The organism is Paenibacillus sp. AD87 (genome assembly GCF_001659845.1).
Classification (GTDB): Bacteria; Bacillota; Bacilli; order Paenibacillales; family Paenibacillaceae; genus Paenibacillus; species Paenibacillus marchantiae.
Map to the genome: position 1 here is coordinate 3,820,745 of NZ_LXQN01000007.1, position 23,012 is coordinate 3,843,756.

The following is a 23,012-nucleotide window of genomic DNA, read 5'->3' on the forward strand; positions in this document are numbered from 1 at the left end:
GTCAACCTTCCAAACCTTTTATAATAATGATTCTCATTATCATTTAATACTATAGCAAGGATCATTGAAAATGCGAATGCACAAATCACCAATTTGGGATGTACTATTGTCTAATGGAGGCTTAATCAAGATGCGTGTATTCCGAAGGAGAAACACCAAATTTACTTTTAAAAATTCGACTGAAATAGAGCGGATTGGTATAACCAACACTGATTGCAACATCGCGAATCAAATAACTACCTGATTTCAGCAGCTCCCCTGCCCTCTCCATGCGATAATGGATGACATAGTCAATTGGGCGGAATCCCGTGTATTTGTGAAAAAAGTAGGAGAAACGCTTTGAACTCATGCCATGTAACTCTGCTAACTCATCCAGTGTCAGCAGATTCATGTAATGTCCATGTATATAAGAGATGGCTTGCTCAATCACCTTTTCACTCGGTGAAGTTCCACTTTCCCGTTGACTGCAGCCTGTAAAAACCTGAACCATGATGCTCAAAAATAATTCTTTGACTCGAAGTTTTCCAATTCCCCCTTGCGCGTGCAATTGTTCCTGCAGCATAACCAGTAATTCAACAACCCTTGGATTGGCCCCGGAGTCCAATTGGAAATGAGAGTCGCATTCCTGAATGCTGTCGCCCTTTTCCAATTGGTCAAAACTATAAAATACTAAATAATATTCATACTCTGAATGACCATTCACTTGTGAGTCCAACTGCATGCCTGGTGCTGCATGAAAAACGGACCCGGGCTGTAATTCGTATATCGTTCCATTCACTGACATGCTGGCTTCTCCCCGTACCACAAAAAGAAATCCATGATTTAATGTTCTGAAATCACGCAATATACTTTGGGGTTGCAAAACCAATCGATTGATTCCATCTATTTTAAAAGAATTATCTGCAAATATTGAAGCTAATTGATCCACATCTGTCATGGTAATTCCACCTATCTTTTAGAATCAGTTTAAACTGTGCCTATTTTATCTTATCACACAAATCAAGTCATACTGGGTAGCCTGAGTTTCACCTTCCACCGTCAAAACTATAAACAAAGGCTATCCCTTGTCTTGACGACAAAAGATAGCCTCATTAGCTATGTGTTCAATTAGTCTAAAGATTTTTAGATTATTTCTTCAATAATAAATAGACAAAATACGGCACACCGATTAGGGAGACCATAATTCCTGCTGCAATTCCATCAGGATCAACCAGGTTGCGTCCAACCGTATCTGCAATTAATAGAAGCCAGCCTCCAAGCAGAACGGCAACAGGAATAAATAACGAGTTACGTGGACCGACCAGCGCTTTGGCGATGTGTGGAGCCATCAAACCGATAAACGCGATTCCTCCCGTAACCGATACAGCAGATGCGGCAGCTGCAACAGCAATCACCATGAGTACCAAGCGTTCCCGCTCCAGCTTCAACCCTACTCCAATTGCCGTTTCTTCGTTCAGCCCCATCAGATCAAGCCGTTTGGTTCTGAACAGAGTAAGCGGGATTAATACAATCAGCCAAGGCAGCAAAGCCCATATGAATGGCCAGTCTGCCCCCCATATGTTTCCGGAGATCCACTTGGCAATAAAGTCGACCTTGGATCGCTCCGCCGAAGATATGATGACAATCATGATGCCTGACAGCGCCATAGAGAATCCAACCCCGACCAACACCATTTTTATGGGATCAAGTCCCTTGGTCCGGCTATAGGAGAACAGATAGATGAGCGCGGCTGTCAGTAATGCACCAATAAAAGCAGCTAACGGTAACATATAAACGAACGTGCCCACTTCAATCGGGAAATACAGAAAGAAGATGGCAACGGCAACACCTGCACCTGAATTGATTCCAATGATGCCTGGATCGGCCAAGTCATTACGTGTAATGCTCTGCAAAATAGAGCCTGACAGCGCAAGCGCCATACCAGCTAGTAATGTAATAAAAATTCGAGGTAATCGGACCGAAAACAGAACAAAGTCTTCTTTAAATGTACCTTGGCCAAATAACACCGGAATTACCCTTTTGAAAGACAACGAGGAATACCCCCAACTCATACCTACCACAGCCGTGATGAGGATCAGCAGCAAACACACGAGCAGAATCAGTCGTTGCTTGCGAATTCGCGCAGACATTGTCATGAGAATGCTTTGCCCCCTCTACGCACAACGAACAGGAAGAAAGGTAAACCAAGCATGGAAGCAATGGCGACCACAGGTGTTTCATAAGGTGCATTTATCGTTCGACCCAGTGTTTCGGCAAGCAACATAAACGATGCTCCGGCAAAAATGGATACGGGTATAATATACCGATAGTCCGTGCCCACCAATTTACGGACAATATGGGGGATCATTAAGCCAACAAAGGCCATATTTCCGATCAATGCAACCGACGCTCCGGTAAGCACGATGACCAGCAGGAACAGAACAGTTTTGACGAGTACAAGCTTCTGCCCCAGTCCAGTCGCCACCTCATCGCTCAGGCTAAGGATGTTGATCTGGTTGGAAAGGAACGGAACTACAACTAGACCAATCAGTATGACAGGCGCAATGGCTTGAATCTGGCCCCATGTCGTTCCGATGAGTCCTCCCGAAGTCCACATGGATACATCCTTGGAAATTTTGAAAAAGATACTGATGCCATCCGAGATGGCATACATAAAAGCGGATACCGCTGCCCCGGCAAGCACTACCCGAATAGGGGATAAGCTCCCCCTCCGCATCGAGCCGAGCACAATAACCAATGCTGCTCCAAGTGCAGCACCAACAAAACAAGCGACCATAATTCCAAAATATCCGAGTGATGGCATGAAAACAAAAGCCAGGGCGAGTGCCATATTGGCCCCTGAAGTCAGACCGAGCAGTCCAGGATCAGCCAGCGGATTGCGAGTAATTCCCTGCATGATGCCTCCGGAGACGGCGAGAGCCGCTCCGATCAACATGGCAGCAAGTTCCCGTGGAAGTCTGATCTCTCGCAGAATAAGAATATTATCGTTCTTCGTCGCAGAGGTCAGGGTCAGCCACAGATTGCGGAATGTCGTTTCTTCTGCGCCAAACATCATGGCGATGATGAAACACACGATAAGTACGAGTACACTACCCAGCAGCTTGGTTGCAAACCGAAAAGGAAGTCGTTTATTTTTCATCGCGTTCAAGGTTTACTTGCCAAGAAAATGTTCGATAAAGAATTCCAGCTGGTATTCCATGCTGAGTGGGTCATTGAAGTAGAATGCCTTGGCATCGGCTTCAAATACTCGATTATTTTTTACCGCATCAATATTTTTGTATGTTTCGGTATTTTGGAACGAATTGTCCTCATCGGCATTTTTACTGAATATTACATAGTCTCCCATGTAGTCTTTCAATACTTCGTTCGATACAGCAAAGAATCCGTCTTTCTTAGTAGCTTCCTTGACCTTGACTGGCATACCTAAACCGAATTGATTATACAGTATTTCCGTTCCACGTCCAAAATTTTCGCCATACACATAAAGTTGTTTATTGAACGTTTCAATAACCGATACAGTCGCATTGGCGCCAATTTTGGCTTTGATCTCTTCCCCAACTTTTTTGCTTCGAGCGTCAAAATCGTCAACCCAAGCCTGTGCTTCTTTTTCTTTGTTCACAAGCTTTCCGATCTCCAGTTGTTGCTTGAGAAAGTCCACCTTACCATATGTATAGGTGACTGTCGGAGCAATTTGCTTCAGCTTATCTACGTTCTTGATATCAGACAGGCCGATAATCAGATCTGGGTTCAATTCAATAATTTTCTCCAGACTTTCGTCGGTAACCGCCTCTGTATTCGCCAGTTTTTCTTTGAAATTTGGGTTCTCCTTGGACATTTCATCCACACCGACCAGCGGCACATCCAGGGCCATCACGTTTCCTGTCAGGAATCGTGTCAGCACAACCACGCGTTGAGGGTGGGAAGGAACTTCCACAGGACCTGTCTCCGATTGATAAGTGAACGTGCCCGAATCTGACTCGGATGAAGAACCTGCGGAATCCGTGTTCGAAGAAGTAGATTCGTTGGATGCAGTTTCATTTTCCGTTGTATCTTTGGCTGAGTTGCTTCCACAAGCGCTAAGCAATAAAACCAGAACTAATATAAATGGAACAAAAAGCTTTCTCATTAGATGACTCTCTCCCTTTTCTCTTTGAATATGAAAATCATTCTCATTACAATAGCTAATTATAGGCATGCAGGATGAACCTAACCATGCCTTTTTGTTTGAGAAAACCTTTGGATTATTGGATGCCAGTCCATAAGGATACAGCCCGTCCAAGCTGCAAACGAAGGGAAACCGGATTGTAAGGTATCCACTCTTCCTGCTCCAACTCATAGATCCGATTTTGCTTCACTGCCTCGAGCTCTTTCCAGTATTCCGAGTTAAATATACCTTCTGAATGAGCCTTTGACCCTTTTTCATCTGGAAAAACAATGACGAGCATACGAGTGCCCTCGTAATCCTGAAGTTCCGACAGTTGGATAGATACCGAATGAAATTGGTCGCCAAACCTCTGTATTTCCTGGGCAATCTTGGTCGGAGGCCGTAAACCGAGCGATTGATACATCACATATCCGACATTTCTGATTCCATATATTTGTAAAGTATCCGGTTTTATGACGAGAATGGTCAGCGTCTCTTTCACAATCTGGCTCGTTTGAATGGCTTCCCGTGCCTGCTGTTCTTCCCTTTCAAAGTCTGCCAGCCATTGTTCTGCCTTCTCCACCCTTTGAATCGCCTGTGCGATAAACCGCAGATGTTCTTTCCACCCAAGCTCCATCCACGCAATTTCAACAATAGGAGCGATGGATCTCAGACGTTCAGAACTTAATCCGTTCATATGTAGATGCTGATTTGCTGCAATGATGAGCTCAATATTAGCATCTAGCAATGCGGACTTTATTTGTTCAGGTGAACTGTCAGAATGGATAAAACGTATCGTTTGAGGTGGGCTAACTCCCTCTGTGCTTACATATTCGCTGCTTTCCGAGATGACGACCGCTGGTTCCAATCCAAGTAACATCAGATGGCTTGCATAAGGTGCACACCACACAGCCACTCGTTGAAAAGGTCTGCGACGTGTGTAACCTGAAGGACTCTCTCCTGTCTGCTGCTTGAAGCGACGACTAAGATAGAATTCATCCTTATATCCAACCTTCAGTGCGATCTCACGAAGTGAAGCGGACCCTCCAATCAATAACTCTTTGGCTCGGTGAACACGCAAGCGTGAGAGATACTCATTCGGTGCGAATCCAGTAAGCTGCTTAAAAAGGATGGAGTAGTGAGACCGACTGACCCCCGCAATTTCGGAAAGTCCTTCCGTTGTTATTTTCTCACTAAAATGGTTCTCCATAAATACGATGCTGCGTTCCATGGACGGCTGCTCACTCGCAATATATCTTGCTTCCATTCGTTCCAAAAGACTCATCAGTACTTGATGAAACAGAATCTGGTTACGCATATGCCTGACTTCATTGCCAGGTAAACGATACATATAGAGCTCCTCAAGCTGAGCTGAAATTATTGGTTCATAGAACTCAATAAGGGTTCCTGCCGCAAGCACACTGGACCGCCCCATGGCTTCCACGGGCAGTGATCTCTTCTGTTCTTGTGTGCTGATGGATAGCGTGTATATATGAAGTGGATGCATCTGATTCCCCTGTATAACAACATCACTCTTCGCCGGAATAAGGATTACCATGCCATCGGTGAGTTCGTAGTTGTGATCGTCGAGATGAAGTGAACCCTTACCACTTGAAACGGCCAACAGAACGGTTAGGTTCTCATGGATTCTATGTATCGGCATAGTTGACGTACTATACAATGATTGAATGCTGTCTGCTGTATATGTTGGAAAATAGGACTCTGCCCATTCCGATTTGTTCATTTTCTTATCCTCCGTGACTGTTATGACTGTTAGCGGAAAACTAAAATAATTGTTCCGTTCTGGGGTCACTCAGTCCACTTACTGATGATGGGATGATGCCTGATAAACGGCTCTGCATGACTATTTTAACATTAAGGCTTCCTCCAGAATACCAGCATTCCGATTATAAATAGCTTATACGATTGTCGCCATAACTATGTGAGAGTTCATAAGGAGAATTAGCATAGGTTAATTCAATGCAAAACACGTTCCATAGCATGTTTGTCTTATTATTGTTCTTCTCTTCATCTGGTGCACCTCATAGTCGAATCTTGTAATCATCTGAAAATAAAAAAAAGCCCTAATTGAATTAGGGCCAAAGCATAAACCATTGTTGAGTAACAACAACCTTTACCGAAAATTCTGAACGTTATTGCTCTTGTTGGACTGATCTATTCAGCAGAACAGTTACGGCCTCCGCTCTAGTTGCTTTATCATTCGGCGCAAACATATGATTTCCTTTTCCTTGCATCAAGCCTGCTTGCTGCACATAAAGGATGCTCCCACTTGCCCAAGCTGCAATATCCTTATCGTCAGCAAAGTTGGTTACAGCATTATTCTCAATGGTTATACCCGAAGCTTTAGCAAGCATGATGGCCATCTCTGCACGTGTAATGTGATCATTTGGATGGAAAGCACCATCGGTGTATCCTTTAATAATACCTGCTTGTACCGCCTGTGCAACTGCCGTCCTTGCCCATGTATCAATTTCGGTCTCGTCTGTGAACGATAGCGATACTGCTTCGCCCTGTGGTTTCAACACATTCATCAGCATCACCGCGAATTCTGCACGTGTTACTGTCGAATTAGGCTTAAACGTACCATCGGTGTATCCGTTGACGATTCCGCTTGCAATCGCTTTTTGAATATTGGCTTCCGCCCAATGTCCGGTAATATCACTGACGTTTATGGTCGGCGTTTTGTCGATGGACAGAACCGCAAACTTGGTGAAGTGATCAACATCGACAGTTATTTGATTTCCGATAACTTTACCACCAACTTCCACCCAAATCTTTTTGCCTTCATCATAATAAAAGACTGCAACTTGCTGCTTGCCTTTAACGACGGATGGATCAAACACGAAGGTCAGTGTAATCGGAGAATTGAAGTTTTCTGCAAAATTTTTCTCAAGCTCATAAACCGGGCTGGCAAGAATCTCGTTACTTTTTAAAAGGCTAAACGTATCCTGCACCTTTTTAATGATCAATTGCAGATCTTTCACTGTGGCGTTAGTCGGAATTGAGATTTTAATCTCGGTCCCCAAGCTAACCTCTCCTGCTTGGCCTGCCATAAGCTTTAGTTGACCGTTACTTGAAGTAACCGGAGCATTGTTTGGCTTCGATAATGCCTCGCTAGGAAACGACGAACCGCCGCCTGTCGTTGGAGCCTCTGGTGGGTTCTGCGTCTGTGCAAGCAACGTAATTGTATAAGTTACCTTTGTTACTCCGTCCTCTGCTATAACAATGACTTTCCTGCCAGTTTCCAATGTTTGTGCTACATGAATCCCATCCGCATCGTAAACTTCAAATGTTGCATGTGCTGCAGGGGTAATGGCAGCTTTGAGCGCAGCAAGCGTTGTACCATATGGGATATTTTTAATCGTTTCCTGACTTGTCCCACCTTTACTTACTGTTCCAATAGTGGAATTCAACGTTGCTAATGTATTCACACTGACTTTTAAGCTGATGTCACCGGAGACACTTTCATAGAACGTATCATCTCCTTCATAGGTTGCAGTAAGGGAATGATTGCCGATACCCAGCTCTGAAGTCGTAAAAGTTGCCTTGCCACTGGATAAAGATACTTGAGCAATTTGCTGCTCACCATCCTGAAAAACGACGTCTCCGGTGGGTGTACCGCCATCTGGACTATCTATCTTTGCTGTCAAGACGACTGAATCTCCGTGTAGTGTTTCCGATTTACTGCTCGTCAACAGAATCGATGAACGCTTCAGATCAACTGCCTGTTGAAAGAAAGAGTGACTGCCTGCATAGAGGTCATCCCCGTTATACTTTGCCTCTATACTGTTTAATCCGACAGAAAAAGAAGAGACGGAAAGTGTGGCTATGCCATCAACTACAGGTGCTGAGCCAATCAGATGATTCGACCCGTTTATGAAATCAACTGTTCCTGTAAGAGGTTCCTGAAGATCTGAAGACGTTACTAACGCAATTAAATCAACAGACTTTCCTATCCGTGAAGGATTCTCGCTTGAGCTTAACTCGGTAAATGAAGGAATCCGGTTTACCTCATAACTCAATTCAGATGTTTCACTTGAGGAATAATTGGCGTCACCTGAGTACACAGCACGAATGGCGTGTGTGCCGATCCTTAGATCCGCTGTCGTGAAGTTGGCAATGGACGCAGGCGCGAGTAATTCTTCCAAACCCATTGTAATGCTATTATTGCCTTGCCCCCAGAAGGTGAGGGTCTGCGCAGCAGTATCCATCGTAATTTTCGACAAATAACGTGCCCCCCCTTTTGTCCATTGCTTCACGATGTTGCCGGAAGCATCGTAAGCGACAATATTCATAGCATTGTCATTATTGGTATAACTATAAGCCCAGTACGTGTATTGCCCCCACTGAACAATGGGACAGGTATTGTTAGGGCTGTCTGTGCAAACCATTTTACTTCCAGGAGGGATTAAAGCATTTGTAGAAGATGTTGTAATCTTAGGCTCAGGCTGCCTTAAAGGAGCCGTCACCAGAGCTTGTTCCCCATTCATAAAGGTTACCATCCCGCTTGGTATGGTTTGTTCGATTGCCGGATTCGTTACCGTGGCGGTAAAGGTAACTTCCTTCCCATAGGTCGACGATGCGGAACTCGCCGAAATTTCTGTTACCGTCCCCCCCTGTGCAAGAGCCGTGCCAGTCCCAGTATCCATCAGTGTAGGTAACGTCAAAGCGAGAATAACCAAGATTATTATCTTCTGTTTAGTTCCGCGAATCATGTTGTGCACTTCTATTTCTCCTCTATATGAATAGTAGCATTGCTGAACTCTCGTTTCCCCTCAGTCACAATGCAGGAATTAACAGAGCTTGGCTGTTGTGCTCCTCCATACTGTACAGCAAAGCTTTCCTCTGTAATCTGAAAAGAAAGCGCTTCCTGTTAGGTATTATTGATATTTAAAATAAATAAACGGTAGTTACTGTTTAGACAGAACCTACCGTGTGCTACTTCAAATAAATTGGCGTGAAGGTTCGGAGCAAAGCCGTTTGAAATCGAACCTCGATGACTCCTCATCTTGATCGAGTAGATCCCGAACAATCTCATAATAAGACCTTGCGTCGTCTTCCCTTTTCATCAGGAGCAGCAACGAAATTATTTTGACATGGAGCAGGCTACTCAAGGGATTTAACTCCGCCCACTTGCGCATCAGATTCAATGCGATATCGAAACGCTGTTGTCGCACGTAAACCTTAACTATTGCTTCAAGCAACTCTGCGTAGCCGAGCTCAAGCTCAGCTTGTCGCGTCGTTGCCCAAGCATAACCGCTCCCCGATAGATAACCCTCTCCATATAATTGGACAGCCTTCAGCGCATGTGTTAAGGATGAATTCTGTTTGAATAACCGTACCTCTTCTTCATATGAATCGACATCATCGAATGATACCCGCCAATTCAGACTGTAGCTGCCACCAGCCGTTTTAGTCTGAGATATAAGATCGGATATCCCCGAGACCTCCAAATCCTTACGAAGCTGATAAATCGTCGAATACAAATTGGTTTGCGTCCGCTGTTCGTCCTTCCCATACCATATTTCATCCATAATCTGCGCTTTGCTGACCGCTTTTCCTTGATGATGATGAAGATAAGCCAAGAGCTCCTTGGACTTAGAATTACGAAAGCGAATCATGTCGCCGCTCTCCGCTAAAACGTTGAAGGGACCGAAGCGTTGAACTGCAATTCCACGTTTAGACTGATGCGTTGCCTCATTCTTGCTACTGTTCCTTTTCACGAGCCTTCCGATTGTTCGTTCCAGGTCATTCTGCAGAATGGGCTTCAATAAAAAATCGATGGCTTCTACCTCAAAAGCACTCTTGGCATACCCCTCATAGGCCGTCAGAAATGCGATATGAATCTCTGGCCTGCATTCCCGAAGTCGTCGTGCCAGCTCCAAACCGTTTATCATAGGCATCTCCATATCAAGCAAGGCCAAATCGATTCTTTCCGGCTCCGTTAAAATATAATTCAAGCAATCCGTCGAACTATGGAACAAGCCAACTGTCTGAACTTGCGGAATCAGTTCCAATAATCTCGTAACTCTGCGAAGAGCTGGCTTCTCATCATCGACGGCAATGATTCGAATCATCCGTTCTCCTCCACTCCTATGACTTTGGGGGATACTCTTAAAACCTTTGTAAAAATTAAAAAGCATAATATAGAAAAAAAGCCTTCAAACACTTGCAATCTTTGTGTTTAAGGCTTTTTGACATTGGAGCCTAGGGGGATCGAAGCCTCGAACCCCTGACCACATCGCTGCCAGCGATGTGCTCTCCCAGCTGCGCTAAGACCGGGATATAAAAACTCAATATTTCTTAATGGTATGTTTTACCCTTGAATCTTATCTATCGATTGAACCCATCGTCTGTAGCATCCTGATGAACACAACCGCCGCTTGCGCGCGTGTCGACTCCCCCTTTGGATCGAACGTATTTGCGCCCGTACCTGTCATGATATCAAGCTTGACCATCAGGCGAAGGTCCTCAAGATAGGCTGTATCCGCGTTTCCGATATCCTTGAAGCCATTAAGGCTCACCGGCTCTTTGGATATCGGCAACTGTTCAAGTCCCGCCACTGCCGCCAGCATACTAGCCATTTCCTCTCGTGTAAGCGGCTGATTAGGGGAAAAGCTGTTTTCTTTCACAAAGGCGAGCAGTCCGAGCTCCTTCGCTATGGATACCTCGCCTGAATACCACGTACCTGGTCTGACATCGTTGTAGGGCGAAATGTCCTTATCAGATGTCCCGCGTCCAAGCGCCCGGACTAACATAGCGGTAAACTCTGCTCTGGTTACCGCTTTGTTGGGATCATACAGTCCTCCGCCTACGCCTTCGACTAAACCTTTGGCGGCAGCAAGATCGACATCTGATTGGCTCCAATGCTGCTGTACATCAACAAAACTTACCGTGTTTTGTGCCACAACGTAGACACTGTTTGAATAGGAGCTGATCTTTACAACCCACACGCCGTCAATCTGTTTCTTCTCAGCTGCAACAAACTCCAATTTTTTTGTCGTTACGTTATAGCGGAATGCCCCCCATTGAGCAGGCATGCCCGCCACGCTCTTGGGCATCGGAATCACTCTTGTAAGCGCCTTGCTGAACTTATCTGCCGTTCCGATCGCTTGTCCCGTCTTGGTGTTGATGATATCGATATGAAAATCTACAATCGCACCCATTGCTTGACCATTCGGGAGGCTGTTTGCAAATACTGCTTGGATGTCCTTATCGCCGGACTTGTCGGTTAGCGTAATTTTAAAGCTAATGTCATCGTTATTCACATTATTCTTAGCTAGCAAGTCCTTCAGCCCCGGAATGAGAGATGCCAGATTGACCGGCACTTGATAGCTGCCGTAAGGGGTCTTGATCTCGATGAAGAAGGTAGCGTTCTTGCCCTCAATGCTCGTTAAAATGCTTGCCGGTATGCTGACATAGGCAAAGCCGTCTTTTGGTGTAACTTCAAGAGTGACGGACGGCTTACTGCTATCGATTTTAGCCGAGTCAATCATAATGCCGTTTTGGTCAATATCCAAATGGGTTGAAGCAAGAGGAGTAGTTCCAACAGGAGTAGTTCCAACACTACTGCCACTATTAACAACCTGCGTTACATTAAAGGTTACCGGCGTCATGCCCGATGCCGACACTGTTACCGTAGCTTTATACGTCCCGGCGGCGAGTCCGTCATTGGCTTTTACCGTAAAGGTCGTCGACGGCTTCCCACCATTGAGCTTTGTCACCGTCGGCTGCGTAATCGTAAAGCTACTGGCGTTTGTTCCGCCGAGCGTTGTCGTCAAGCTCACCAAGTCACCAGATCCCGTTCGCGTCAAATTGACCGTTTTCGTTTCCTGCATCCCCGAAGCATAGCCCGCAGTCAGCGCATTCAGCGCCTCATCTGACAACGGGCTAATTGCGTACGTAACAACGAATCTAGTATATTGGGCTACTCCCGATGTCACCGATGTACCACCAGGTGTCGTTACCGTTACATCTACGGTTCCTGCACTACCCGCCGGAGCGGTTGCCGTAATTTGTGTCGCTGAGTTCACGGTATAGGACGCCGCCGTTGCACCGAACTTCACCGCCGTTGCGTCGGTCAGATTTGTACCGGTCAATGTGACGATCGTGCCTCCGGACGTCGGACCCGATGTCGGCGACATGTTTGTAATCGTCGGTTCGGCATGGTACGTATATTGGTCCGCTGCCGATGTAGCCGATGTACCACCAGGCGTCGTTACCGTTACGTCTACGGTTCCTGCACTACCCGCCGGAGCGGTTGCCGTAATTTGTGTCGCTGAGTTCACGGTATAGGACGCCGCCGTTGCACCGAACTTCACCGCCGTTGCGTCGGTCAGATTCGTACCGGTCAATGTGACGATCGTGCCTCCGGACGTCGGACCCGATGTCGGCGACATGTTTGTAATCGTCGGTTCGGCATGGTACGTATATTGGTCCGCTGCCGATGTAGCCGATGTACCACCAGGCGTCGTTACCGTTACGTCTACGGTTCCTGCACTACCCGCCGGAGCGGTTGCCGTAATTTGTGTCGCTGAGTTCACAGTATAGGACGCCGCCGTTGCACCGAACTTCACCGCCGTTGCGTCGGTCAGATTCGTACCGGTCAATGTGACGATCGTGCCTCCGGACGTCGGACCCGATACCGGCGATATACTTATGATCGTCGGCGCGGCCATGAAGTATGTGTAGCCGAACGTTAATGTTGCGGTGCCCCCCGGTGTCGTTACCATGATATTTACGGCTCCCACTGTGCCGGATGGAGCGGTCGCAGTGATTTGCGTTGGCGAATTTACGATATAAGCTGTAGCCGCCCTTCCGCCGAACGTCACCCCAGTCGTCCCGGTCAGATTCGTACCGGTCAACGTGACGGTCGTGCCTCCAGACGTCGGACCTGATATCGGCGACAACCCTACAATCGTCGGCGCGGCCATGGCCATATACGTATACTGATCCACCGCCGATGTCGCTGAAGTCCCGCCCGACGTCGTTACCGTTACGTCTACAGTTCCCACACTACCCGCCGGGGCGGTTGCCGTGATTGACGTTGCCGAATTTACGGTATAGGACGCCGCCGCCGTTGCACCAAACTTCACCGCCGTTGCATCGGTCAGATTCGTACCGGTCAATGTGACGATCGTGCCTCCGGATGTTGGACCCGATGTCGGCGACATGCTGGTAATCGTCGGCGCGATTGCATTGACTAGCACGTTCGCCGTACTGCCCACGTTATTAAACATTAATGCTGCAGCGTTGCCTGCTTCATCCATAATTGATCCGCCATTTAGAGACAAGGCTCCAATAGTAATCCCGTTACTATCGGATAGTCCGGTTTGGACAGTATATCTGAATCGCAACGCGTTTGATCCCGAACCGCCTGCATAGGTTGCATACACAGTTGTTGTTCCTACAACTATAGAGATTGTTGGAGTGTCCGTAACAAACACGACCTCGTCCATGTTCACTGTAAAATTCAAATCCTCTCCTGCACCATAAGTACCATTGGCAGGAACATCCACGCTTGTCACGGAAGGCCCAACTGTGTCAACAAAGTAATTGTTTGATATGGTGGTTCCGTTCCCCGCAACGCCTGCGGCAGTTACACCTGAGTGATCGAGCGAAATATGGAATGGACCGCTGAAATTGCTTAGGGGCGGCGTGAGGGTTGCGGTATAGTTAATATTGTCATAATTTGTTAATAATCCACCAAGAGTGCCGCTACCTATGGTCAAATCAGCAAGGTCAAACCCAGTCACCGCTTCTGAAAAGGTAATCCTCACCAGTGACGTTTCTCCGGAAGCCAGATGATCATCAGCTACAAAAATGACGGCTGTTGGAGTGGCGGCAAACGCCTTTTCAAATAAGTACAATGGCAGCAAACTTAAAATGATTACACACACAAATAACTTTCTTATTGTTCTTGTTTGATACATACCCTGTTACCCACTCTCTAAGTTAGGATTCACTTCGATATTCCAACCGGAAAAGAACGTTCTGAACAAATTTTCACATGAAAAAAAGGCTTAACCGTCGAACCATATAAGATGAACTAAGATTAAAATTGGAGCTGATTAATGACTCTGGTTGGCGATAAAATAATTTGTTTCATTAAATTAGCCGGGTTCAATTGCGGACTACATTTCAATCAGGAAAACGTAATTTCACGAAATGCTCTTTGCTCGACCGGTTTTGCTTGGGCAATGTATATATGGCTTTATTTGTGAAATGAAGTCGAACCGCCAAAAAACGCTCATACTGGCGTGTACTGTCTGTTTGTTTCATCCCTTCGGTTAGTTTTTGAATTTTGTTTTGTCATTGTCTATACCGACCTTCGGTTGACTTTTTTTCGAATTGGGGAGATACAGCCCTTTTTAGAAACTATGAATTCAAATTATGTAGTAAAAAAATGCTCGTCCAGTTATTTGCTATTATATAACATTATGAGTTTTTTCGTTCAGTAAATTATCGAATGTTCTTGCGAAACGCACTTTCTTCGTTCTATCAGAATATGTCCATAAAAAGCAAAAAAACGCAGTTCCAAAGGACTGCGTGCATTTACTATTTTGGTGGAGCCTAGGGGGATCGAACCCCTGACCTCATCGCTGCCAGTGGAGCGATAGGGTTCTGCACGTTAAGTAAAACGCGGAGGAAAGCCTTACGTAACAAGCGTTTATTTTGTTTTTTTGTTTCTACGTACAGTTTAGCGTGTTGCTCGGAAAAGAAAAAGTGTGACCAGAAATGTGACCAAAATTTCATAATTAATTTATCAAATTTTTATACTTTTCTTTCATAAATATGGTCTCGGTATTCTTAAACTGTTTAATATACTGCAGTAAGGTTTCTTTTTCAACTATATCCTCTATTTTTTGATATACCCCTATGCAAATAGCCTGATAAATTGCAGTACTAATGTTATTTTCGATTTCTTCTTGAATACCATCTCTCGATACATTAGGTATAATATTATCCTTAACAATATTGACTTTAAAATTCTCAAATTTAAGATCATAAAGCATTTTTTCTAAAACTATTTTAAACGATTTAACATATACGCCTTTAACATAGAGTCTGAAATCATGTGAATCCTTACTTCTAAAATACCTAAATTCATCGGGTGATCTATCAACTAACTCTAAAAAAGCACTATTTCCAGGGAGGGAAAATAAATTAAATAATCCAATATCAACTAAACAATGATCACACATTCTATCCTGCCCATAATTATACAGCACTTTAAATTCTAATCCATCCATTATTTCATCATCATAGGATATCGTTCCTTTATATGCTGTTTCAATCTTCTCAGGAGGAGCTAAAATGGTTATATAATCAAAATTGTTCTTCTCCATATAATGCTCTATTCCTTCTTTTACATTATTAAAAGCCTCTATAAGTCGCTCTAAACGTTCGCCATGTTCGATAATTGGAATATTAACAACTTTTAATTTACCATCCCTAACTAGACTTAAGATTTTTATTTCAGAATCCTCTAAATTAATCATTTCCTCATTATAGTAATAAGGCTCGCCCAACAAAGAGATATCATTAAAAGAATAGTTAAATAAAATATTATTAGGATTTTTAACGATCACTTCCCCAGTTACGCCGTCTAAAAACTCAGATAAATCAATTATCGTATCTTTTTGACCAACATCCTGTTTTATTGAAACCAGACTGTTTGAAATAGTTTTTTTTGTTTTGCTGGCCTTGTCTACTAGTTCAATACTGACTTCATCTGATAAGAAATAAAGTTCTAAATACTCTTGTATTTCCTTCATACCTTCAGGCCACACCTGCATGAATTGATCAAACTTAAGAATAATATCCGTTCCGAAATGTTTAACATCCTCACTTTCTTTAATGGATACATACTCATCTTCCTTTGCCAATTCAACCTCATACCTAGTAGAATTCTCGAAATGACGAGTCTTAACAGTAACCAAGTCTGAGAGCATGAAACAAGCTAAAAAACCAATCCCGTAATTCCCTATAGGTTTATGATTCAGACCTTTTAACATATAATCATCCGATGTATAGTAAGAAGATCCAACATTCAGGAAATAATTTTTTAAAATTTCAATGTTCATACCACTACCATTATCACTAATGATAACTTGATTCTTATCTTGATCTAATATTACTTTTACTACTGGCTCGTACTCTTCATCTCCAAACTCTCTATGCTTATCCTCAATCTCTTTTCTAGTTTTACAAGCATCAATAGAATTTTGGATTAGTTCGCGTAATCCATTCTTTTTATCTCCATATATTTGCTCACCCATTAATAAGTTCGTTATTTGTCTGAAGTCGATAATAAACCTTAAATCTGCAAAGGTATATCCTTCTGATTGTATCTCGTTTCTAACTTGTGATTTAAAGTTTACAACATAGTGATTTTCCATCTTGCTAGTTACTTTATTTATGTTTTCAATCTCATCATTTATCCAGTCTAAATACTTTAAAATTTTTCGATGAATAATGGAGTTACTACATTTTCCAAACAACTCTATTATCTTATAACCTTTTGTGCTATCAAGTGTAATTTTGTTAGAGTTATCTATACTAAAGTGTTGCTTCCATTCCTGGTCACTAACGCCTGTAGGTTCCAACACCTTGTACAAACTGGGTGGTGTTCGTTCGCTATCAAAATCCAATAAATCTGCAAGTCTTAACACCATTGCGCAAAATTGCAAGTTTATTTTATAACTTCCCTTTAAAGAATACGTTGTTAAATTCTTTTCAATCCAACTTATATCCTCCGTATGTGACTGACAAATTTTTGAAACCTCTTCATCAAAATTAGTGTTTGGCATAGTTGGAACAATGAGTACGTCTTTAAGCTCCTTCTTGATGTATTCAGCAGAACGTAAGGCATGAACCCTTCTTATGTAATCTTGTACAGCTTTAGTATGGTCATTTTTAAACTTTTTTAGAAAAGCTTCGTAACTAAAGTCCTTATAACTGAGCTCTCCTGATTTTATCCTTTCAACTTCACTAGATGTTGCTCCCATCCCTATATCGTGTAGCAACGCTGAACAAATCAAAAAGGTAATTTCAAGATCAGAAAGTTGCTCTATACTTGGAATGATCTCTCCCATATAATTTATAATTCTTAGTGAATGGTTAACATTATGAAGTGTATAATCAGGAAAAACTTGTGAAACCCGTGTATCCAAAATATCTTTTGTCTTACGATAGACTGAGAGCACAACTGAGTATAAATCGGTACTTCGTTCCTTTAACTCCGATACCAACAAAGGGGGATTACTTTCAAAATGTAGTTGACTAAGTTCCTTCATTTAAATACCTCACTTATATTGTATTATTAACATGAATTGTAACATGTAGGATGGCGGACTGAAAATCAAATACAATCAAACCGTTTCTCTACTTTTTAAGTTGCAAACAATGTTTCATATTATTTACACTAGACTACAGAGTAGAGTAGTATTAGCTATAAACATAGAACTTAAATTGATAAATGAAAGGACTTGGTTATTCTGACTAAAACAAAATCTGTAGTATGTGATAGTTGTGGAGAGCACATAGAAAATCTGAAGGACGCGGTTGTGGAATGGTACTTTGAAAGAAAAAGTAATACTCAAAAAGGTTTTAGAATTACTCATAAAGAGGAAATTGATAATTCTCAAAAAGTCTGTCAATACGACTTCTCGGTTCTGAGAAATCAGGGAAAAGAGTTAAAAGATATTGAGGCTTATTCGGCTAAATCCCGACTTAAAGAATTACTTTCAGAAGAAAATGTTTTACATATAGAAGTAGAATTTATTTTGAATAGACTATAAATATTGAGTAATGATAAACAAGTATAGGAGTATCCTATACTTGTTTTAATTCATTTTACAAATCAAACATATCAAGTTGGCTGTCATTAACAAACTCTGTCTTCTTTTTAACGTTATCTACAGCTTTTGATTTGAAAAGCGTTGCACTTATAACAGGAATTTCATCTCCCATAAGAAAGAAATCACTAACTTGAGGAGGATTCAAGTTATATTTCGTATAATCATAAGTCTTTGTTTCTTCTCTTAATTCCATTAGCAATCTTCCTAATGAGTTAGTCCCAGCTAGTCGTCCATCTTCATCAGGTTTGGCTCCCCAAAAAGAATCTCGGTTAGATTCTTCAACTATAGGTAAATCACCTGTTGAAATCAAAAGCTCATGAAATTTATCCCAATTTTGTAGTAACTTAACCCTCAAACACCAACGCATTATGAGTAATCTAATATCATCCCAATCTTCTCTAGTTTCACTTTTAAAAGGTTTACTTCGCATTTTCGCTGTCATTGGACTCCGCTCTGATATGATAAGTCTTTGAACTTCAATATTATGAGGGAATCTACAAGCTTGATATAAGGCTTCTGAAGTGCGAATTTTAATTCTATTTATCTCCAAAGGATATCCAGGTGCCATATTTGACAGACCACCAAACTCTTCATTCGTTTTTTTGAATACGATAGCTCTGTCTCTTGAATATATTCTTGTCATTCAACCCCACCTACGAAATTTATGAAAGTTCCCTGAATTAATCATACATTAATTCACAACAAATTTTGTGTCAAATTATTTATTCGCCTAGGGAATAAAGGATGCCACTTACTAAAAGGGTGAGAAGGAGGATAAGTAATATCTCCCCACCATAGAACGAGTGGACAATTGTTCGCTATATTCCTATATGTAATAAACATAGCTCCGAATCCCAAACTTTCATATGATTCAAAACCTAATGGTCTCATTAACAGATTATTGTTTCGAGAAAGCCTTACAATAGCTGAACCATGTTCTAAGAAAGCCTGTTCAACAACGTTCCTTCCCTCAAGACTAGTAAATATAGTTTCCTCAAATCCGATAGATTCCCCTCTGAAAAGTCGAGGACCTCTGTTCCTAGATTCACACTGTCTGTGTAATTCTGCTATGTAATTCTGTAAATCTTCATTATGTGTCTCAGGTTCTCCCGCCCAACAACATTCATATTTTTGTAATGATTCTTTATGGTAGTTATAAAATTCTACCCATTCAAAATAATTCACTTTTATTTTTGTATCCTTTGTTAATTCTTCTATCCTCTTTTTAGTACTAAAATAATTTCTAGAGTAGCAAGCAATATAAATAATTTGCAATTCAACATCAAGCTCCTTGTTTTCTTCTACCCAATGTCTAACGTCCGTGAACAAACGTTTTCCTGAAAACAAACAGTCGTCAAAATATACATACCTATTTGGTGTACTTCCCAAAGCATCAAGACTAGTATTATAATCTTCAACTAGAACTTCATTTACTAAATCCAATAATTCAATTTGACTTCTTCCGTTTTTTTGAATGTTTAAAAACTTTGTTTTCTGAGGAGTGTTTTTCAAATCCCCGAACAACTCTTTCTTTTGCAGTATCGTTTTAATGAAGGTTTTTGCTTCAGATTTCGTAAGATAAAAATTGCTTACTATATGTGCCATTTCTCTTGCAATTATAAGTCTATCCTTTGACGAAAATTGCCATAACCAACGTTCAACATGGTCTTCATCAATGATGTCAATTTCGCCTTCTCTGTAATCTGAAATTTCATCAGTGATAACTCGTACGTACTCATTCATCATAATAGTATCCCCCTATTTCGTAAATCTACAATCTAACATTTACAACTACACATATTTACTTAAAATTAGTTTTTCATAGTTAGACAATGAACTCGTTACACTAGGATTCAAAGCTATTTTCACCTTTATTTTTGTAATGTTGTCACAATCAACTAACCCACTTGAGATTTTACTAATAATACCTGTTGGTACTCCTGCCTCTTTTAAGGCTATTTCGTGCTTTTCATTTGAGCCAAATTCCAATTTAGTGATTAAAGCTTTTAAACTGATTGCATCCTTGACTCCATGAACTTCAAGATAAACATAGTTAAAAAGACTCTCAAATGCTGTCAAATATTTAGGTAGAGAAAATTCAAAATATCTAGTAATTAAAGCAAATGCACTTCGAATTCTTGTATCTATTTTTTTCCCACTCTGATTTTGTATCAATTCTTTTATAGAAGGGGATTGGTAAACGTAAAATTTAGTTAGTCTGATTAAGTTACCAATCGAGAAATTTCTATCATTTTGATCTCTTTCATTGAATAAATGCAAATAACATGTGTCTAATATCAATTCTAATTGTTCCTTTTTTGGATATTGGGTGGAAAATTCAATTTTCTTTAAAAGATTAGTATTATTTCTCAGATAATTGATTAAAGAAATTTGATTATGAATGGCTATAAACTTATTTTTCTTGATTAGCTCAAATGTAATATTCCACTGTGAAAGGAGCTGCTCCATCTTCTCTCTATTTTTTAAATTTTCATTATATAAATCACTTTTCTCAACCTGTACTATTTCTTCAGGGGTTAAAGAAGTGTTATCGTAATAACTAAATTCGATAGTTTGTTTCTCTTCTTCTTCATTTATCGGCTGTAATGTAACAACACGACCAATAAAGTGAGCTAAAAAACGTCCTGCTCTGCCTTTGATATTTTTCACATCAAACCCACTTAATATTTTTCCGCCCTTATGATTATCATAAATAACTATATTTTTCGCAGACGTATTTACGCCTTCTGTAAGGGTAGAAGTACATAGAAGAATATCAATATCTCCATTATTGAAAGCATCTACTATCTCGGTTTGAATATACTTTGGAATTGAACTGTGATGGAATGCTACTCCTTTGATTAGACAATTCACAAGTGACCAGTTCTCATCTATTGTTGATTTGATATAATCAATTAAATCATTGTGAATTGCAATATCAGACCGTTTCTCTGCAATTTTTTTAGCTCTAGTTTCAACGGTATCTTTTCTACCTAGATAAACCAAAGTTTGACCATCAATTAAAGAAGTAATATTGATTAAATTTTTATCGTCATCAGCCATTTTTTTGAAAGTATGTCTTGAAATTTTAAATTCTTTTTTGTTTTCCAAACTGGAGATATCAATCATATCTTTCTGAACAATCTCGGCAGTATACCTTCTAAAAACAGCATTAGTTCGGTCAAGAAATACTTTGCTGAAGTTCTTAAAATAAGGCCCTATTAAATAGAAGTCTCCGGCCATTTTGGATAACCTATACAAGCAATGTGTAAATACATGTCGTCTCTCATCATCATCCTGTATTTTATAGATTTCATCCATTGTGAAAAAATCTATACGTAGTTGTGGATGTGAATCTAGCAATAAGTCCATTTTTTCTGGAGTCAAAATAAAAATATTCCCTGTATCTCCAAACTCTTGAGTAGAAGTGTTTATTAGATTATAACGTTCTTGTATTAAGACATTCTTCCTGAATGAGAGATATGTTTCATTAAGTAGAGCAATTGTCGGTAAAATGACAGCAATGTTATTGTAATCCCCTTGGATAATTATTTCTGAGACAATTCTTGATTTACCAAATGAAGTAGGTGCACTTACGACCAATCTTCTGTATTTTTTGAAGTCTTCGAATAACATTTTTTGATCGCGCGTTAAGACTGTCCCTGTATTTAGGGTATAAAATGATTGTACAAAAGAGTCTAAGAGTCCATGACCCACATACTCAGCATAGCTTTCATTAAGATTCTTAAACATTTCGTGATAAAGAAATACTCTGGATTCGATGATACAATCAAACAAAAGCTGATGTATGAATCTATCGTCTGGCTTTGCTTCTGCAATATGACATATGATAGATAGCCCTAAGTTGTACTCATCATCATCCTCAGAAGCAAGTAAAGTATGTGCAGTCTCCAACATAAACTTATATTGAGAATTACTTAAGAATGTATTTTGTTTTAATTCTGCTAACATTTTGGTTGTAGAAAGCACCCTATTACCATACACATTCATCTCATCACTTCCTCTAATTTCTCTAGCTCCGTTTTTATAATTGCAACCGATTCAAAAGGTATAATAATAAAAAGAACTTCAATATTAGGCTTTGGCAACAGTTCAAAATCTTCAATTTTTTTGTATTTCTTCAGAAACTCCCCTGTCATTTCTTCAATAAATGTCTCATTTTCGATATCTTTGTGATTAGTAAGAACTTTACAATCATAAGTTAAAAGTACGGGAATCCTAATCTTGATTTTGTCCAAAGTTCCTCCACTATTCAAAATGTCATTAATCTTTTCATATTCTGGATAGTTATCATTTAGCTCGATGTTAGAGGATAGAATGCTGATCTCGTCTCTCAGATAATCAATCTCGCAATGTTCTTTTATAGACTTTATTGCATCTGCGATTGCTCCGCTAAAACTTTGATGAAACTTCGCTTCCCCTAACCACAAATATACATCCTCATTCTCAATTGAAAAGTGTGCACAGTCAAAACCCTTAATCTGATCTTTAGTTGAACTTCTGAGCCTGACTTTGGTCACAAACTTTTCAGATGGAAAAAACACACTCAGTATGATATATAAAAGCAGTTCTCCAAAATCCCCTTTTGAATTTTTATGAGCTTTTGATATTCTTTCCCAAGCTTTTCTTTGCATCTCGCCAAAGTCATCGTCATCTTTGTACTTTTTTATTTCTCTTTTCGTGAGCGCAAAATGAATTACAGATTCTCTTATTATTCTGACGATCTCACTTTGTCTATATTTACCATCTTCATAATTTAACGTCATCGCAGTTTTTTCAGTCTTAATGTAATCATGGCTGAGATCAAATTTGAATATAAGATTTCTTGCCCGCTTAGTTAATTGCTTCATTATTCCCTCCTATGTAGAATGAGTCATCACTTAAATTAAAATAGAAATTTGATTAATGGTTCGAAAAGGATGGTTCTCAAGTCATAATTTCGACATTAATTTACCTTTTCCTCC

The 23,012-nt window shown here is 41.0% G+C and carries 14 protein-coding genes and 1 tRNA gene; 1 reads left to right on the forward strand and 14 read right to left on the reverse strand.

Features of this window, described 5'->3' with window-relative positions; genetic code table 11:
• Positions 1–121: 121 nt before the first annotated feature.
• The 10 genes from gpAD87_RS16670 to gpAD87_RS16710 all read right to left on the reverse strand — a co-directional run bounded on the left by gpAD87_RS16670 (position 122) and on the right by gpAD87_RS16710 (position 17,463).
• Entirely contained in the window at positions 122–937 is an 816-nt protein-coding gene (locus gpAD87_RS16670; protein ID WP_064639254.1) for a helix-turn-helix domain-containing protein, read from the reverse strand.
• Between the two features lie 190 nt (positions 938–1,127).
• Entirely contained in the window at positions 1,128–2,135 is a 1,008-nt protein-coding gene (locus gpAD87_RS16675; protein ID WP_064639256.1) for a FecCD family ABC transporter permease, read from the reverse strand.
• Positions 2,132–3,139 carry a FecCD family ABC transporter permease gene (locus tag gpAD87_RS16680; RefSeq protein ID WP_063568301.1) on the reverse strand — a complete coding sequence of 336 codons (1,008 nt, stop codon included), beginning with the start codon at positions 3,137–3,139 and terminating at the stop codon, positions 2,132–2,134. The genes gpAD87_RS16675 and gpAD87_RS16680 overlap by 4 nt, the downstream gene beginning before the upstream one ends.
• A gap of 12 nt (positions 3,140–3,151) precedes the next feature.
• Positions 3,152–4,126: an iron-hydroxamate ABC transporter substrate-binding protein gene (locus gpAD87_RS16685; RefSeq protein ID WP_064639258.1), complete on the reverse strand. Its 975-nt coding sequence runs from the start codon at positions 4,124–4,126 to the stop codon at positions 3,152–3,154.
• Positions 4,127–4,241: 115 nt separating this feature from the next.
• Positions 4,242–5,888 carry a helix-turn-helix domain-containing protein gene (locus tag gpAD87_RS16690; protein WP_064639260.1) on the reverse strand — a complete coding sequence of 549 codons (1,647 nt, stop codon included), beginning with the start codon at positions 5,886–5,888 and terminating at the stop codon, positions 4,242–4,244.
• 409 nt (positions 5,889–6,297) lie between these two features.
• A complete protein-coding gene (locus gpAD87_RS16695; protein WP_231952772.1) occupies positions 6,298–8,880 on the reverse strand; it encodes an Ig-like domain repeat protein in 2,583 nt (860 codons plus the stop codon).
• Positions 8,881–9,108: 228 nt separating this feature from the next.
• A complete protein-coding gene (locus tag gpAD87_RS16700) occupies positions 9,109–10,242 on the reverse strand; it encodes a response regulator (protein ID WP_064639264.1) in 1,134 nt (377 codons plus the stop codon).
• A gap of 124 nt (positions 10,243–10,366) precedes the next feature.
• Positions 10,367–10,441 (reverse strand) — tRNA-Ala (locus gpAD87_RS31845).
• Positions 10,442–10,494: 53 nt separating this feature from the next.
• A complete protein-coding gene (locus tag gpAD87_RS16705) occupies positions 10,495–14,043 on the reverse strand; it encodes an IPT/TIG domain-containing protein (RefSeq protein WP_231952599.1) in 3,549 nt (1,182 codons plus the stop codon).
• A gap of 879 nt (positions 14,044–14,922) precedes the next feature.
• Positions 14,923–17,463, reverse strand: a complete 2,541-nt coding sequence (locus gpAD87_RS16710; protein ID WP_064639267.1) for an HD domain-containing protein — start codon at positions 17,461–17,463, stop codon at positions 14,923–14,925.
• 270 nt (positions 17,464–17,733) lie between these two features.
• Here gpAD87_RS16710 and gpAD87_RS16715 point away from each other — a divergent pair, with 270 nt between their 5' ends.
• Entirely contained in the window at positions 17,734–17,967 is a 234-nt protein-coding gene (locus gpAD87_RS16715) for a hypothetical protein (protein WP_064639269.1), read from the forward strand.
• A gap of 55 nt (positions 17,968–18,022) precedes the next feature.
• Here gpAD87_RS16715 and gpAD87_RS16720 read toward each other — a convergent pair whose 3' ends face one another.
• The 4 genes from gpAD87_RS16720 to gpAD87_RS16735 are packed head-to-tail and all read right to left on the reverse strand — an operon-like array spanning position 18,023 to position 22,898.
• On the reverse strand, positions 18,023–18,670 hold the full coding sequence (locus tag gpAD87_RS16720; RefSeq protein WP_064639270.1) for an NADAR family protein: 648 nt from the start codon (positions 18,668–18,670) through the stop codon (positions 18,023–18,025).
• A gap of 53 nt (positions 18,671–18,723) precedes the next feature.
• On the reverse strand, positions 18,724–19,773 hold the full coding sequence (locus tag gpAD87_RS16725) for a phosphoribosyltransferase-like protein (protein ID WP_064639272.1): 1,050 nt from the start codon (positions 19,771–19,773) through the stop codon (positions 18,724–18,726).
• A gap of 45 nt (positions 19,774–19,818) precedes the next feature.
• Positions 19,819–22,038 (reverse strand): helicase-related protein, encoded by a 2,220-nt coding sequence (locus gpAD87_RS16730; RefSeq protein WP_064639275.1) that lies wholly within the window; start codon positions 22,036–22,038, stop codon positions 19,819–19,821.
• Positions 22,035–22,898, reverse strand: coding sequence for a HamA C-terminal domain-containing protein (locus tag gpAD87_RS16735; RefSeq protein ID WP_064639276.1), 864 nt, complete (start codon positions 22,896–22,898; stop codon positions 22,035–22,037). Before gpAD87_RS16735 ends, gpAD87_RS16730 begins: the two co-directional genes overlap by 4 nt.
• Positions 22,899–23,012: the final 114 nt, after the last annotated feature.